General features: G+C 74.4%; 9 protein-coding genes. 5 read left to right on the top strand and 4 right to left on the bottom strand.

The window, feature by feature from the left end:
• Positions 1-12: 12 nt before the first annotated feature.
• On the top strand, positions 13-504 hold the full coding sequence (gene purE / locus OG994_RS20075) for a 5-(carboxyamino)imidazole ribonucleotide mutase (RefSeq protein WP_120327709.1): 492 nt from the start codon (positions 13-15) through the stop codon (positions 502-504).
• Positions 505-612: 108 nt separating this feature from the next.
• Here purE and OG994_RS20070 read toward each other — a convergent pair whose 3' ends face one another.
• Positions 613-5,520 carry an SCO7613 C-terminal domain-containing membrane protein gene (locus OG994_RS20070; RefSeq protein WP_328850615.1) on the bottom strand — a complete coding sequence of 1,636 codons (4,908 nt, stop codon included), beginning with the start codon at positions 5,518-5,520 and terminating at the stop codon, positions 613-615.
• 158 nt (positions 5,521-5,678) lie between these two features.
• Positions 5,679-7,106 (bottom strand): UDP-glucose dehydrogenase family protein, encoded by a 1,428-nt coding sequence (locus OG994_RS20065; protein ID WP_120327711.1) that lies wholly within the window; start codon positions 7,104-7,106, stop codon positions 5,679-5,681.
• 245 nt (positions 7,107-7,351) lie between these two features.
• On the opposite strand from OG994_RS20065, the gene OG994_RS20060 reads away from it, so the two are divergent.
• Positions 7,352-8,515: an acyl-CoA dehydrogenase family protein gene (locus OG994_RS20060; protein ID WP_120327712.1), complete on the top strand. Its 1,164-nt coding sequence runs from the start codon at positions 7,352-7,354 to the stop codon at positions 8,513-8,515.
• 68 nt (positions 8,516-8,583) lie between these two features.
• On the opposite strand, the gene OG994_RS20055 is transcribed toward OG994_RS20060, so the two are convergent.
• Positions 8,584-9,231, bottom strand: a complete 648-nt coding sequence (locus OG994_RS20055; protein ID WP_120327713.1) for a hypothetical protein — start codon at positions 9,229-9,231, stop codon at positions 8,584-8,586.
• A gap of 23 nt (positions 9,232-9,254) precedes the next feature.
• Between OG994_RS20055 and OG994_RS20050 the strand changes: the two genes are divergently transcribed.
• Positions 9,255-9,773: an acyl-CoA thioesterase gene (locus OG994_RS20050; protein WP_120327714.1), complete on the top strand. Its 519-nt coding sequence runs from the start codon at positions 9,255-9,257 to the stop codon at positions 9,771-9,773.
• A 231-nt stretch (positions 9,774-10,004) separates the two neighbouring features.
• The gene (locus tag OG994_RS20045; protein WP_120327715.1) at positions 10,005-12,023 is read left to right on the top strand and encodes an acetoacetate--CoA ligase; all 2,019 of its coding nucleotides are present in this window, start codon (positions 10,005-10,007) and stop codon (positions 12,021-12,023) included.
• A 158-nt stretch (positions 12,024-12,181) separates the two neighbouring features.
• Here OG994_RS20045 and OG994_RS20040 read toward each other — a convergent pair whose 3' ends face one another.
• The gene (locus OG994_RS20040) at positions 12,182-12,871 is read right to left on the bottom strand and encodes a TIGR03089 family protein (RefSeq protein WP_328850614.1); all 690 of its coding nucleotides are present in this window, start codon (positions 12,869-12,871) and stop codon (positions 12,182-12,184) included.
• Between the two features lie 151 nt (positions 12,872-13,022).
• On the opposite strand from OG994_RS20040, the gene OG994_RS20035 reads away from it, so the two are divergent.
• Positions 13,023-14,168, top strand: a complete 1,146-nt coding sequence (locus tag OG994_RS20035; protein WP_328850613.1) for a glycosyltransferase family 4 protein — start codon at positions 13,023-13,025, stop codon at positions 14,166-14,168.
• Position 14,169: the final 1 nt, after the last annotated feature.

Raw genomic sequence — 14,169 nt, 5'->3', positions numbered from 1 at the left:
GGGCAGGACGCGATGGCGGCCGTCGGACTGATCATGGGTAGCGACTCGGACTGGCCGACCATGAAGGCCGCTGCCGAGGTCCTCGACGAGTTCGGGGTGCCGTACGAGGTGGGCGTGGTGTCCGCGCACCGTACCCCCGGCAAGATGATCGAGTACGGCCGCAGCGCCGCCGACCGGGGTCTCAAGGCGATCATCGCGGGGGCCGGTGGCGCCGCCCACCTGCCGGGCATGGTCGCCTCGGTCACGCCGCTGCCGGTGATCGGCGTACCGGTGCCGCTCAAGCACCTGGACGGCATGGACTCGCTGCTCTCGATCGTGCAGATGCCGGCCGGCATCCCGGTCGCCACGGTCTCGATCGGGAACGCCCGTAACGCCGGCCTGCTGGCCGTACGCATCCTCGGCGCCACCGACCCGGAGTTGCGGGCGCGGATGGTCGCGTACCAGGAGGGCCTGGAGCGGATGGTGGCCGAGAAGGACGCGAAGCTGCGAGCCTCCCTGGCCTGACCCCCCGCAGCACTCCCGCGATCTTGCACTTTCGGCCCTCGTTATGCGCCGTACGCCCCATTCGCCGGGGCCACAAGTGCAAGATCGACGAGAAATGGGGCGGCGGGCTCACCTCATGCCGCGCAGGGCCGTTTGCAACCGCTCCTGGGCGCGGCGCCGGCGCTCGTTGCTGGCGCCGAGGATGAGCAGCAGGATCCCGACGGGGATCAGCGCGAGCCACGGCCCGAACGCGAACAGCGCGTGGATCGCCGTGATCGCGGTGACCGTCGCGCCGACGATCACCGGCGCCTGCTGCCGGCTCGACGAGCCGAAGATCAGTACGGCGACCGCCCCGAGCAGCAGGAGGACCTGCCGCAGCGTCGTCGACCCGGTGGCCAGCACGATCGCCAGGCTCGGCACGAACGCCGCCACGAGCGCCGGCCCGTACGCCGTCCAACTGCTGAGGTCGGGCCGTTCGCGGAGTTCCAGCACCCCGACGAGCAGGGCGAGCGCCGCGAACGGCAGCGTGTACGCCTCGGGCAGCGCCACGTCGGCGACCCGCATGAGGATCCACCAGGCGGTGATCTCGCAGACCACCACCGCCCAGAACAGGACGCGCCGTTCCACCGGCCGGCGCGTGGGCCGGCTCGCCGCCACCCCGAGCACCGCACCCCAGGCGGCGAGCAGGGCGGCGATGTGCCGGGGCGAGTCGAAGGCCAGCGCCAGCGCGATGAGCGCCGCCGCGTGGCCGCTCCACTCCACGGTGGCCGCCTCGCGCTGCGCCTCGGGTTGGCGCAGCCGGGGCAGCAGGGCCGCGAAGACCTGCAACGCGGCGCCGACCGCGAGCACCCCGAACGCGGACCAGACGGCGGCCAGACCGGCCACGAGGCCGGCGGTCAGGACGAACAGCTGCGCCATCAACGAGGCGAACAGCCACCCGAGGATGCGGGCCCGCTGGGTGGTGCCGAAGAGCGCCGCCACCGTGCCGACGCCGACCGCGCCTCCCAGCGTGAACAGCGTCAGCTCCCGGGTGGCGAGGCTGCCGGCCAGCCCCGCCCCGCCGGCGGCCAGGCCGATGACGAAGACCAGGACGCGGGCCAGCCGCAACGAGCGGGCCGGTTCGATGAGGGACGGCGGCGGGGTCAGCGCGAGTCCCAGCATCGAGATGGTGAACACCGACAGGGCGGCGAGCACGCTCGCGGGCCAGCCGTTGCCGAGCGCGGTGGGCGCGATGAGCAGGGTGACGGCCGCGCCCGGCAGCACCACGGGCACCGCCCGCGTACGCCGGCCGCCGCTGAACCCGGTGGCGGCGAGCGCCGCGGTCGCGGTCAGCAGCAGCGCCGTCAGCACGTGCGTCGGGTCGACCGCGCCCGCCGGCGGGGTGAGCAGGTCCGGCGGCGGCCCCTGCCACACCCGGGACAGCGTCCGGTGCGGGTCGACCAGCGCCACTTCGAGGGCCTGCGCGATGGAGGCCAGCGCGAGAGCGGTCGGCAGGACCGCCGCGGCGAGCGCGCCGGCGGCCGGGCTGACCCGCCAGCGGCGGCGCTCCGGGTCGTCGGGCAACCGGCGCAGGGCGCCGTCGAGCAGCACCTGCCAGCGTCGCACCGGCTGTGCCGAGCCGACCGGCGGTACGGTGGCCGCCCGGACCAGCTCCGCCAGGACGCCGAGCAGCGCGGCCGCGGCCGCGTACACGCCGACGGCGAGGCCGGTGGGGAACGCGGCCAGCGCGCTGATGGTCGCGCCGCCCGCCACGGCCACGCTGGCCCAGGGCAGGTACTGCGGGATCCGGTGCCGCGCCGCGGCCACGGCGGCCAGCCCGAGGCTGGACGCGGCCAGGGCCGCGGTCAGCACCACCTGGGCCGGGTGACCGAACTCGGCGGCCAGCGCGGCGAGCGCGCCGGGGAGCGCCAGCAGCGTGGCACCCGCCGCGGCACCGCCGATCTGCACGAGGTGCGGGGGCATGCCCTCCACCTCGACGTCGTCGACCAGCGTGCCGGCGAGGTTGCGGGCCAGTACGGCGACCACCAGGCCGATCAGCGCGATGCTGCCGAGCGCCAACGCCGTGGTCCACGGCCGGACGAGTCCCGCGCCCGCGGCGTGCAGGGCCACGACGCCGGCCACCGTGGCCCGGGACAGCCCGGCCCGCGGCTCGATCGTCGCCACCGCGGCCATGCCGAACACGGTGGCCACCATCGCCCCGATGAGAACCGGCGACCACCAGGGCAGCGCGAACGCGGCGGGCGCGCCGATGGTGGCGAGCACGACGGCGGCGCCGGACACGTCGTACCGCCACGGCGGGGGCAGCAGGACGGCGGCCGCGACCGCGAGCAGGACCAGCGCGACCGGCGCCTGCCAGGTCGATCCCCCGGTGGGGGCGGCGGGCCAGCCGGAGAGGTCGCCCGCCCAGATCGGGCCGGGGGTGGCGAGCACCCCGACGCCGCCGCGCAGCGCGATCCAGCCGGCGACCAGCCCGATCAGCAGGCCGCCCACGGCGAGGCCGAGGATGGGGCCCCGGCGCCACTCCTCGGGCATCGCGCGGGCCCCGACGGCCACGACCAGGACCAGTCCGGCCGCCACGGCGAGCTGCCCGCCAGGGGCGAGGACGGCCGCGATCCGGACCAGCGTCGCGATCAGCGCGGCGGTCACCGCGGCGGCGGCGAGGTCCGACCCGTCCAGGGTGAGGTCGGCGCGGCGGCCGGCGTCGATCGACGGGGCCAGGAAGAGCAGTACGGCCGCGACCAGCAGGAGCGCGCCCACCCACGCGTCGGCCACGGTGGAGCCGGGGGCGCCGAACGCGGCGGCGGACACCACCAGCGCGCCGAGCCCCGTGCCGACGGCCAGCGGTGCGGGGATGTGCCGCTGCGAGACCTGCACGATCGCCGCGTACCCGAGGGTCACGCAGACCGCCAGGAACGCGGCCGCGAGCACCGGGACGGTCGTCTCGCGGAGGGCCGACGGGGTGGTCGGGGCGGTGGCGGACACGGTGGTGGCCACGAAGGAGGCCACCGCGCCGGGCAGGGCGAAGGCCGCGCCGCCGGCGGCCCAGGCGGAGACGACGTCGGCGGGTGCGGGGGCGATGCGGAGCCGGGGTGCGACCGCCACGAGGACGCCCGCCAGGAAGAGCACGAGCAGCACGGCCGTCGTGAGCGCCGGCCGGGCCAGGCCGGCGCCCGCCCCGAGCAGGCCCACCGCCGCCGCGCCGATGGCGTGCGCGTGCGCGGCCCGGGTGGTGGGTGCGGAGAGCCCGACCACCCCGATGCCGACGGCGGTCAGCACCATCGGCCACGGCGCCGCCGCCCAACCCAGGCCGAACGAGGCCGGTACGGCCAGCGCCGTCAGCGCCGCCGCGGCCACGGCGAACTCGCGGCGGATGTCCTCCGGCAGGGACAGGATCGCCGCGACCGTGAGCAGGAAGGCGCTCGTGGCCAGCTGCCAGGAGGCGGGACCGACCGCGGCGGCCAGCTCGGTCGGGTACCGGGTGAGGTCGGCGTCCCACGCGGGGAGTGACGCCTGGACGGGGGCGATGCCGGCGCGCAGGGCACCGCCGGCCACCACGAGCCCGCTCACCGTGAGCGCCACCGCCGAGGCGAGCTGCGGCCCGCGCCGGGCGGCCTCCGGCAGGGCGCGGACCGCCAGCCCGGTGACCGCGATGACCGCGGAGATCAGCAGCAGCGCCCGGCCGGGCAGCGCCACCGAGGCGATCCGGCTCAGCGCGCCGATGACCGCGAGGGTCAGGATGCCGGCGCCCACGTCGGGCAGCGGCGGGCGGCGCAGGGCCAGTGTGCCGGCCAGGCCGGCGACCGCGGCGAGCAGCAGCACCAGGCCGGCGCCGACGGCGGCCGGCACGGTCGCCGCGCGGAGCAGGGCCGTCACGGCGTACGCCAGGGCGAGCGCGACGGCCACCCCGTGCAGCAGCCAGGTCAGCTCGCGGAGCCCGGGAACCGGCCGGGCCGGCGCGTCGGCCCGATCCGGCTCCGGCGCCAGCACCTCGCCGGCCTCCTCCGGGGCCGCCTCGGGACGCTCGTCGGCGGATCGCTGCCGGGGCGCGGACGGGGAGGCCGGTGGCGGCGGTGGCGGCTCCGGCAGGTCGCGGCGGACCGGGCGCTCCACCACGACGCCGGAGCGGGCGAGCCAGAGGTCGAGTAGGGCGACCACGGTGAGCGCCATGGCCCAGCCCGCCGGGCCGGTGATCCGGTCGTACGCCAGCAGCGGCACCACCGGCTGGGCGGCGAGCACCGTGGCGAACCGGGGCGCGCGCAGCCCGCTCCAGGCGGCGTAGCCGAGCGAGACACCGGCGGTGGCCGCGAAGACCATGCTGGCGAAGACGGCGCCCGAGGCGCCGCTGCCGCCGATCCGGTCGACCGCCCAGAGCGCGTACCCGGCGAGCGGCACCAGCAGCAGACCGACGGCGGCGATCGTCTCGGCCGTGGAGGTGAGCCCCCGTCGGGCCAGGACCGGCGGTGCGAGCAGCAGCAGCACGGTCGCGATGAGCAGGATGCCGAGCCGCGCGACGGCGTCCATCGAACTGGTCGCCACGGCGGCGAAGACCACGGCGGCCACGCCGAGCAGGAGGGCGCCCAGCCCGAGCGGGATGTTCTGCACCTCCCGCGAGGACGCCTCCGGCGGGTGCTCGGGGTCGTCGGCGTCGAGCCAGGTGGGCGGAGGTGGCGGGGGTGGGGGCTCGGCGGTGCCCGGTGGGGTGCCCTGGCGGGGAACCCGTGGCGGGGCGCCGGTCGTGGCGGTCGGTGGCCGCCGGCCGGGGCGCCGGCGGAGCACCCGGCGCGGCCGGGTGGCCTGCTTGAGCCGTTCCTCACCGGCGTGCGCGAGGATGTCCCGCTGGAAGAGCGCGGCCTGCATCTTCGCGGCGATCTGCCGCTGCTCACGGGCGATGGCGGCGTCGCGCGCCTTCATCTCCGCGATGGACCGCTCGATCTCCGCCAGGTGTTCGACCCACTGTGGCTGCTCCGCGCCGCAGTGCGGGCAGCGGACGGCCGGCTTGATGGCCCGGCCGCACGAGGAGCACTGAAAGGTCGCCACGACACCCCTCCACCCGCACTGTGGACTCCCACTGTCGCAGCATGCCCAAAGCCGGCGCCATTTTCGACAGTTGTCGGCGGGTCCAGGACAAACGAGTCCGGGGGAGAAAGGAAACGGCCGGTCGCGGATGCTCCGCGACCGGCCGTTACACCAGTCGGTCAGGGGCGGCCCATGCCGCGGTACTCCCAGCCGGCCTGCGTCCACAGTGCCGGGTCGAGGCAGTTGCGCCCGTCGACCACCTTGCGGCCGGCGACGAGTTCACCGAGGGCGACCGGGTCGGCGTTGCGGAAGTCGGCCCACTCGGTGAGCACGCAGACCAGGTCGGCGCCGGTGACGGCGTCGGTCATGCTGGCCTCGTAGGTCAGCTCCGGCATCGCCCGGCGGGCGTTCTCCATGCCCTGCGGGTCGTAGACGTGCACGTCGGCGCCGGCCTTGCGCAGCAGCCCGGCGACGGCGAGCGCCGGTGCGTCGCGTACGTCGTCGGTGTTGGGCTTGAACGTCGCGCCGAGCACGGCGATCCGCGTGCCCGACAGGTCCGGCCCGGCCGGGCCGGAGCGGCGGCTCAGCAGCTCCGCGGCGAGCTGGAGCACGCGGCTGCGGCGGCGCTGGTTGATGAGGTCGACCTCGTGCAGGAAACGCAGCGCCTCGCCCGCGCCGAGCTCCTGCGCGCGGGCCTGGAAGGCGCGTATGTCCTTGGGCAGGCAGGCGCCGCCGAAGCCGAGGCCGGCCTGGAGGAACCGGTTGCCGATGCGGGGGTCGAAGCCGATGGCGCGGGCGAGCTGGGTGACGTCGCCGCCGGCCACCTCGCAGACCTCGGCCATCGCGTTGATGAAGGAGATCTTCGTGGCGAGGAACGCGTTCGCGGCGACCTTGACCAGCTCGGCGGTGGCGAAGTCGGTCACCACGAGGGGCACCTCGCGGTCCTCGGTGGCGGCCAGGTCGAAGACGCCCTTGTGGGCGGCGTAGAGCATGCCGTTGGCCCACTCGCTCTTCACGCCCACCACGATCCGGTTGGGCCGCAGCACGTCGTCGACCGCGAAGCCCTCCTGGAGGAACTCGGGGCTCCAGGCCACCTCGACGCCGAGGTCGGCCGGCGTGTGCTTGCCGACGAGCTGCTCGACCCACTCGGCGGTGCCGACGGGGACGGTGGACTTGCCGACGATCAGCGCCTTGCGCCTCAGGTGCTGGGCCAGGCTCGTGACGGCGGCCTCGACGTACGACAGGTCGGCGCCCATGCCGTCCGCGCGCTGGGGGGTGCCGACGCAGATGAAGTGCACGTCGCCGAAGTCGGCGATCTCGGCGATGTCGGTGCTGAACCGCAGCCGCCCCGCGGCGAGATTGCGCTTCAGCAGCTCGTCCAGGCCGGGCTCGTGGATCGGCACCTGGCCGGCGTTCAGCATGGCGATCTTGTCGGCGTCCACGTCGAAGCCGAGCACGTCGTAGCCCAGCTCGGCGTAGCAGATGGCGTAGGTCGCGCCGAGATACCCGGTGCCCAGGAAGGTCACCCGGGGCCGGGAGGCGCCCGACGGCGGGGTCACCGCGGCGATGGGCGGTACCGGCTGGCTGTTGGGGTAGGGAACTGTCACGCCTGTCTTCTCCGCTCGCACTGGGCGGCGCACCGTTGCGTCGCGTACTGCTGCGGCGCCTGGCCGGGCACCGGAGAGCTAGCTCGTCCTTCTATGGTCGCCGATCCGCGGTGGTGCTCGCCGAGTACGAGCCTACGCCGCGGTAACTTGTATCTGAACCCTGGTCGCTACCCTTCAGTCTGCGCGGTCAGCGGTCAGGGGACGGTACAGACTGCGCATGATAGCGGTGAAGGGGAGGGGCCGGTATGCCCGCAGAGGAGTCGTTCGACGTCTACCGATTGCCTGAGGAGCACGAGGCGATCCGGGAGGCGGTGCGTGAGGTCTGTGCGGCGAAGGTCGCCCCGCACGCCGCCGAGGCGGACGAGACCGGCGAGTTCCCCAAGGCCTCCTACGACGCGCTGCGGGCGGCCGACTTCCACGCGCCGCACATCCCCGTCGAGTACGGCGGCGCCGGAGCCGACGCGTTGGCCACCGCCATCGTGATCGAGGAGGTGGCGCGGGCCTGCGCGGCGTCCTCCCTGATCCCCGCGGTGAACAAGCTCGGCACCATGCCGCTGCTGCTGGCCGGTTCGGAGGAGCTCAAGCGGCGCTACCTGACCCCGGTGGCCGCCGGTGACGCCATGTTCTCCTACTGCCTCTCGGAGCCGGAGGCCGGCAGCGACGCGGCGTCGATGACCACCCGGGCGGTGCGTGACGGGGATCACTGGGTGCTCAACGGCGTGAAGCGGTGGATCACCAACGCCGGTGTCTCCGAGTACTACACGGTCTTCGCCGTCACCGACCCGTCGGCGCGGTCCAAGGGCATCTCCGCCTTCGTCGTGGAGAAGTCGGACCCCGGGGTGAGCTTCGGCGCTCCGGAGAAGAAGCTCGGCATCAAGGGCTCCCCGACCCGCGAGGTCTACCTGGACGACGTGCGGATCCCGGCGGACCGGATGATCGGCGCCGAGGGGACCGGTTTCGCCACCGCCATGCGGACCCTGGACCACACCCGGGTCACCATCGCCGCCCAGGCCGTCGGCATCGCGCAGGGTGCGCTGGACTTCGCGAAGGGGTACGTGCGGGAGCGACGGCAGTTCGGCAAGGCGGTCGCCGAGTTCCAGGGCGTCCAGTTCATGCTCGCCGACATGGGCATGAAGCTCGAGGCGGCGCGGCAGCTGACGTACGCGGCGGCCGGCAGGTCCGAGCGCGGTGACGCGGATCTCACCTACTTCGGCGCGGCGGCCAAGTGCTTCGCCTCGGACGCGGCCATGGAGATCACCACTGACGCGGTGCAGCTGCTCGGCGGCTACGGCTACACCAAGGACTACCCGGTCGAGCGGATGATGCGCGACGCCAAGATCACCCAGATCTACGAGGGCACCAACCAGGTGCAGCGCATCGTGATGGCCCGCCAGCTGCTGCGCGACTGAGCCACCGGTCGGGCGGGCCGGGCCACCGGTCGGGGCGGGCCGGTGACACCACCGGCCCGCCCACGGTCTCAACGGATGCCGGTGGTGTCCTCCGGCTTGCGCGGCGGGGCGGACCACGGCGACTCGCCGCCCGTACGCCGGGGCAGCGGCTCGGTCGGCGTCGACGGGTACGCCAGCGTGATCGGCGGGGTGTCCGTGTCCCGGTCGGTCAGGGTCGGCGGCCAGTCGGCCAGCGTGGGGGCGTTGTCCTTGTCGTTCTCCGTGGCCACCGCCGCCGGCTCGGCGTCCGGCGCCGGCCAGCGGCGCCAGCGCTGCACGCTGAACGTCGCCATGAGCAGCAGCAGGCCGATCAGGAAGAGCGTGCCGTTCTCGACCGGCAGCTGGAGCGGCAGCGGATCGCCGAACACCGTCCAGCCGTCGGGCACGGCGTCGCGGACCGCGAACGGCGCGACGAACATCCCGACGTACGGGGTGACGAGCAGCAGCCCGGCCACCAGCGGGCCGAGCGGCGAGATGCGCAGCGTGCCGAGCAGGCCCAGGAGGATGCCGCCGACACCGAGGTAGACGGCCGGCTCGATCAGGTTGGCCGTGTTGAACGTCCCGATCTCCACCCAGCGGTCGATCGTGCGGCTCGACCCGTCCTGCCCGAGCGTGACCAGCACCCAGGTGATGGGCGCCACCACCAACCCGGCGAGGAAGCTCCAGAGATGTCGCATCCGCGCACCGTACCGTTTCCGTCATGACCGAGCACCCCTCCGCCGCCCCGGCCGGCAAGCCGACGTCGTACTCCCGGGTCACGTTGAGCCGCATCATGACGGCCGTCGACGTCAACCTCTACGGCACCGTGCACGGCGGCGTGCTGATGAAGTTCGTCGACGACGTGGCGGGGGCCGCCGCGGCCCGCCACAGCGGCGGCACGGCGGTCACCGCGGCGATCGACGAGATCGTCTTCTCCGAGCCCGTCCGCGTGGGTGACCTCGTGCACGCGCACGCGCAGGTGAACTGGACCGGCCACAGCTCGATGGAGGTCGGCGTCCGGGTGGTCGCCGAACGGTGGGACTCGGCCGAGGAGGAGCCCATCCGGGTCGCCACGGCGTACCTCGTCTTCGTCAGCGTCGACGTCGGCGGCACCCCGCGACCGGTCCGCCCCGTGCTGCCGGAGACCCCGGAGGACGAGCGCCGCTACCGGGAGGCGGAGATCCGCCGGGCGCACCGTCTCGCCCGCCGGCGCGCGATCCAGGCGCACCGCGCCGGCTGAGGCACACGCACCAGGCGCACCCGCGCCGGCCGAGGCACACGCAGGGGCCCCTCGACAGCCGCCGTCGACGGGGGCCCCTGCCTGCCGGACACACAGGTTCGCTGCTCGCCATGTGGATCGACCACGCCCCGTGGGCGGGGACGGGTGCGGACAATGGCGCTTCGAGGTGAGGCAAGATGGCGCCACGGCCCATTTCACAGTGTCGTGTCCGGGCCAGGGGAGGGTGGAGCAGTGGGTGACGTGCTGTGGACGCCGCCGGCGGACGTACGCGAACGGTCCCGCATCGGGGACTACCTGCGCTGGCTGCGGGAGCACCGCGGTCTGGACTTCGCCGACTACGACGCGCTGTGGCGCTGGTCGGTCACCGACCTGGACGCGTTCTGGCGCTCGATCTGGGACTACTTCGAGGTGGTGGCGCACACCCCGCCGACCGCCACGCTGGCCGACCGGGGGATGCCGGGCGCGCGCTGGTTCCCCGGGGCGACCCTGAACTACGCCGAGAACGTGCTGCGCATGCCGGGCCGGGCCGACGACGACCCGGTGGTGATCGCGCGCGGGCAGACCCGGCCGCCGGCCACCCTGACCGCCCGCGAGCTGCGGGAGCAGGTCCGCCGGGTCGCCGCCGGCCTGCGCCGGCTCGGCGTGGGCCCGGGCGACCGGGTGGCGGCGTACGCGCCGAACATCCCCGAGACGTACGTCCTGCTGCTCGCCACGGCGAGCCTCGGCGCGATCTTCTCCTCCTGCGCGCCCGAGTTCGGCACGCGCAGCGTCACCGACCGGTGGCAGCAGATCGAGCCGTCGGTGCTGGTCGCCGTGGACGGCTACCGGTACGGCGACAAGGCGGTGGACCGGCGCGCCGAGGTGGCCGCCATCCGGGCCGCCCTGCCGTCGCTGCGGCACACCGTCGGCATCGCGTACCTCGACGTTGCGGACGCCGACGGCGGCGCCGCGGACCGGACGCAGGCCGCGCCCGACGGCGCCATCCCGTGGGCCGAGCTGGCGGCGCCCACCGACGAGCCGCTGACCTTCACCCCGGTCGCGTTCGACCACCCGCTCTACGTGCTGTACTCCTCGGGCACCACGGGACTGCCGAAGCCGATCGTGCACGGGCACGGGGGCATCCTGCTGGAGCACCTGAAGATGCTCGCCCTGCACCACGACCTGGGCCCGGCCGACCGGTTCTTCTGGTTCACGACCACCGGCTGGATGATGTGGAACTTCCTGGTCTCCGGGCCGGCGGTCGGCGCGGCCATCGTGCTCTTCGACGGCAACCCGGGCCATCCGGACCTGGGGGCGCTCTGGCGGATGGCGGAGGAGACCGGCACCACGTACTTCGGCACGTCCGCGCCGTTCCTGCTGGCCTGCCGCAAGGCCGGTCTCGTGCCGCGGGAGATCGCCGACCTCTCCGCGCTGCGCGGTCTCGGCTCCACCGGCGCGCCACTGCCCGCCGAGGGCTTCACCTGGGTGTACGAGAACGTCGGTGACCGCCTCCAACTCCAGTCGCTGTCCGGCGGCACGGACGTCTGCACGGGTTTCGTGGGCGGTGTGCCGCTCGTGCCGGTACACGCCGGGGAGATCGCCTGCCGGGCGCTGGGCGCCAAGGTGGAGGCGCGGTCGTCCGACGGCAGCCCGGTCCTCGACCAGCTCGGCGAGCTGGTGATCACCGAGCCGATGCCGAGCATGCCGGTGGGCTTCTGGAACGACCCGGACGGCTCCCGCTACCGGGAGGCGTACTTCGACGTCTACCCGGGCGTCTGGCGGCACGGCGACTGGATCACGATCAACGCGCGGGGCGGCTGCGTGATCACCGGACGCTCCGACGCGACCCTCAACCGGGGCGGCGTGCGGCTCGGCACCGCCGAGTTCTACTCGGTCGTGGAGGGGCTCGACGAGGTCGTCGACTCGGTGGTGGTGCACCTGGAGGACGACGAGGGCGGCGCCGGTGAGCTGCTGCTCTTCGTGGTGCTGGCCGAAGGGCTGGAACTGGACGACGAGCTGCGGCGGAAGATCTGCCGGGAGCTGCGGACCGCGCTGTCGCCGCGGCACGTGCCCGACGAGATCCACCAGGTCCGCGCGGTCCCGCGCACGCTGTCGGCGAAGAAGCTCGAGGTGCCGGTCAAGAAGATCCTCACCGGTACGCCGGTCGACCGCGCCGCCGCCAAGGGGGCCCTGGCGAACCCGGAGTCGTTGTCGGCGTTCGCCGCGTTCGCCCAGCGCCGCGCAACCGAGGACCACCCCGCCCGAGCCTGACCCCCGCCCCCCGGGATCTCTCTCCCGCGCCCCAGGATCTCTCCCGCGCCCCGACCCTCTCCCGCGATCTTGCACTTTCTGCCCCGGCATATGGGGCATGACGCCCAGAACGGGGGCGCAAACTGCAAGATCGCGGGGGAGTGGCGGGGCGGGGCGGGTCAGGGGAGGCGCTTGGTGACCTTCTCCGCGGTCTCGCGGGTGGACTGGCGGGACGTGTCCAGGTTGCCGCAGAGCACCACGGTGGCGCCGGCCACGAGGGGCCCCAGCAGCCAGTCCACCGGGTCGGGATACCGTCCGGCGTCGATCAGCACCCGGTCGCCGGGGGCGAGGCCGAACTCCGCGGCACGGGCCCGCGCCGCGGCGACCAGCTCCGCGTCGGTCGCGCCACCCGGGGCGTACGGCGTGAAGTGGTCGCCGTGGCCGCGTACGTCCACGACGTAGTCGACGAAACCGGGAGGCACCTCGCGCAGCGGCAGCGCGAACGGGGCGAGCGCGAGCGCGTACCGCTCGTCGGCGGGCCAGGCGTCCGCCTCGGCGATCCGGTCGGCCGCCGCGAAGAGCACGTCGACCGGGCCGGCGGCCGCGGCCACGGTGAGCCCGGCCGACCAGCAGCCGAGCAGCACCGCGGCGGTCTGCCAGTGCGGCGGGAGCAGTACGCCGGCCGTGTCGTCGGGCCCGAGGCCGAGCCCGTCGACGAGCAGGTTGGCCGTCTTGGCCACCCAGTTGGCCAGTGTGGCGCCGGACAGTTCGGTCCGCTCGCCGGAGGCGTCGTCGTACCAGGTGAGCAACGGTCGGGTGGGGTCGGTGGCGATCGCGTCGGCGAAGACCCCGGCAATGTTCTCGGCCATCGGCGCGAACGATACGCCGTCCCGGTCCGTACCCGATGGCGATGACAAGTCCGCGTACGGTCGGGTCGCAGTCAGCGTCGGAGCGGGGCTCCGGCGTAGGCTTGCCACCGGAGTGTCGTTCCCCACAGACCCGCCAGCAAGGAGTCGCCCCGTGACCGCCGGTCGCCCGCCCCGCGTGCTCATCGACGCCACGAGTGTCCCCGCCGACCGTGGCGGCGTCGGTAGATACGTCGATGGCCTGCTCGGGGCGCTCGGCAAGGTCTGCGGCTCGGGGGTGGAGCTGGCGGTGGTCAGCCTCCGCACCGACCTGGAGCGCTACTCGCGGATGCTGCCGGGTGCGGAGATCATCCCGGCTCCGGCGGCCGTCGCCCACCGCCCCGCCCGGCTGGCGTGGGAGCAGACCGGGCTGCCGCTGCTCGCCCAGCAGGTCGGGGCGCAGGTGCTGCACTCGCCGTTCTACACCTGTCCGCTCCGCGCCGGTTGTCCCGTCACGGTGACCGTGCACGACGCGACCTTCTTCACCGAGCCGGAGCACTACGACAAGTCCCGGCGGACGTTCTTCCGCAGCGCGATCAAGACGTCGCTGCGCCGCGCCGACCGGGTGATCGTGCCGAGCAAGGCGACCCGGGACGAGCTGATCCGCCTGCTGGACGCGGACCCGACCCGGATCGACGTCGCCTACCACGGTGTCGACCACGCCGCCTTCCACGCCCCGAGCGAGGAGGAGAAGGCCCGCGTGCGTGCCCGCCTCGGGCTCGGCAACAGCAGCTACATCGCGTTCCTGGGGGCCAAGGAGCCGCGCAAGAACGTCCCCAACCTGATCCGGGGCTGGGCCCGGGCCGTCGCCGACCGCCGCAACCCGCCGGCCCTCGTGGTGGCCGGCGGCCAGGGGCACGACGACGACATCGACCGCGCCGTCGCCGAGGTGCCGTCGCACCTGCGGCTGCTGCGCCCCGGCTACCTGCGCTACGCGGACCTTCCCGGTTTCCTCGGCGGGGCGCTGGTGGCCGCCTACCCGTCCTACGGGGAGGGTTTCGGGCTGCCGATCCTCGAGGCGATGGCGTGCGCCGCTCCGGTGCTCACCACGCCCCGGCTCTCGCTGCCCGAGGTGGGTGGCGACGCGGTGGCCTACACGAGCGAGAACCCGGAGCAGATCGCCGCGGACCTCGCCGCGCTGCTCGACGACGAGCCGCGCCGGTTGTCGCTGGCCAAGGCCGGATTCGACCGGGCCAAGGAGTTCACGTGGGAGTCGAGCGCCGAGGTGCACATCGCGGCGTGGACCCGCGCCCGGTCCTGAG

It is taken from the genome of Micromonospora globbae (assembly GCF_036184225.1).
GTDB lineage: Bacteria > Actinomycetota > Actinomycetes > Mycobacteriales > Micromonosporaceae > Micromonospora > Micromonospora globbae.
The sequence above is the reverse complement of the archived record's forward strand: the minus strand, read 5'-3'. Positions and strand labels throughout refer to the sequence as shown.

Bases quoted from the DNA above. Each gene is read 5' to 3' on its own strand.
- OG994_RS20055 (WP_120327713.1), bottom strand. From the start codon at position 9,231: ATGCGACATCTCTGGAGCTTCCTCGCCGGGTTGGTGGTGGCGCCCATC.
- OG994_RS20060 (WP_120327712.1), top strand. From the start codon at position 7,352: ATGCCCGCAGAGGAGTCGTTCGACGTCTACCGATTGCCTGAGGAGCAC.
- purE (WP_120327709.1), top strand. From the start codon at position 13: ATGGCGGCCGTCGGACTGATCATGGGTAGCGACTCGGACTGGCCGACC.
- OG994_RS20050 (WP_120327714.1), top strand. From the start codon at position 9,255: ATGACCGAGCACCCCTCCGCCGCCCCGGCCGGCAAGCCGACGTCGTAC.
- OG994_RS20040 (WP_328850614.1), bottom strand. From the start codon at position 12,871: ATGGCCGAGAACATTGCCGGGGTCTTCGCCGACGCGATCGCCACCGAC.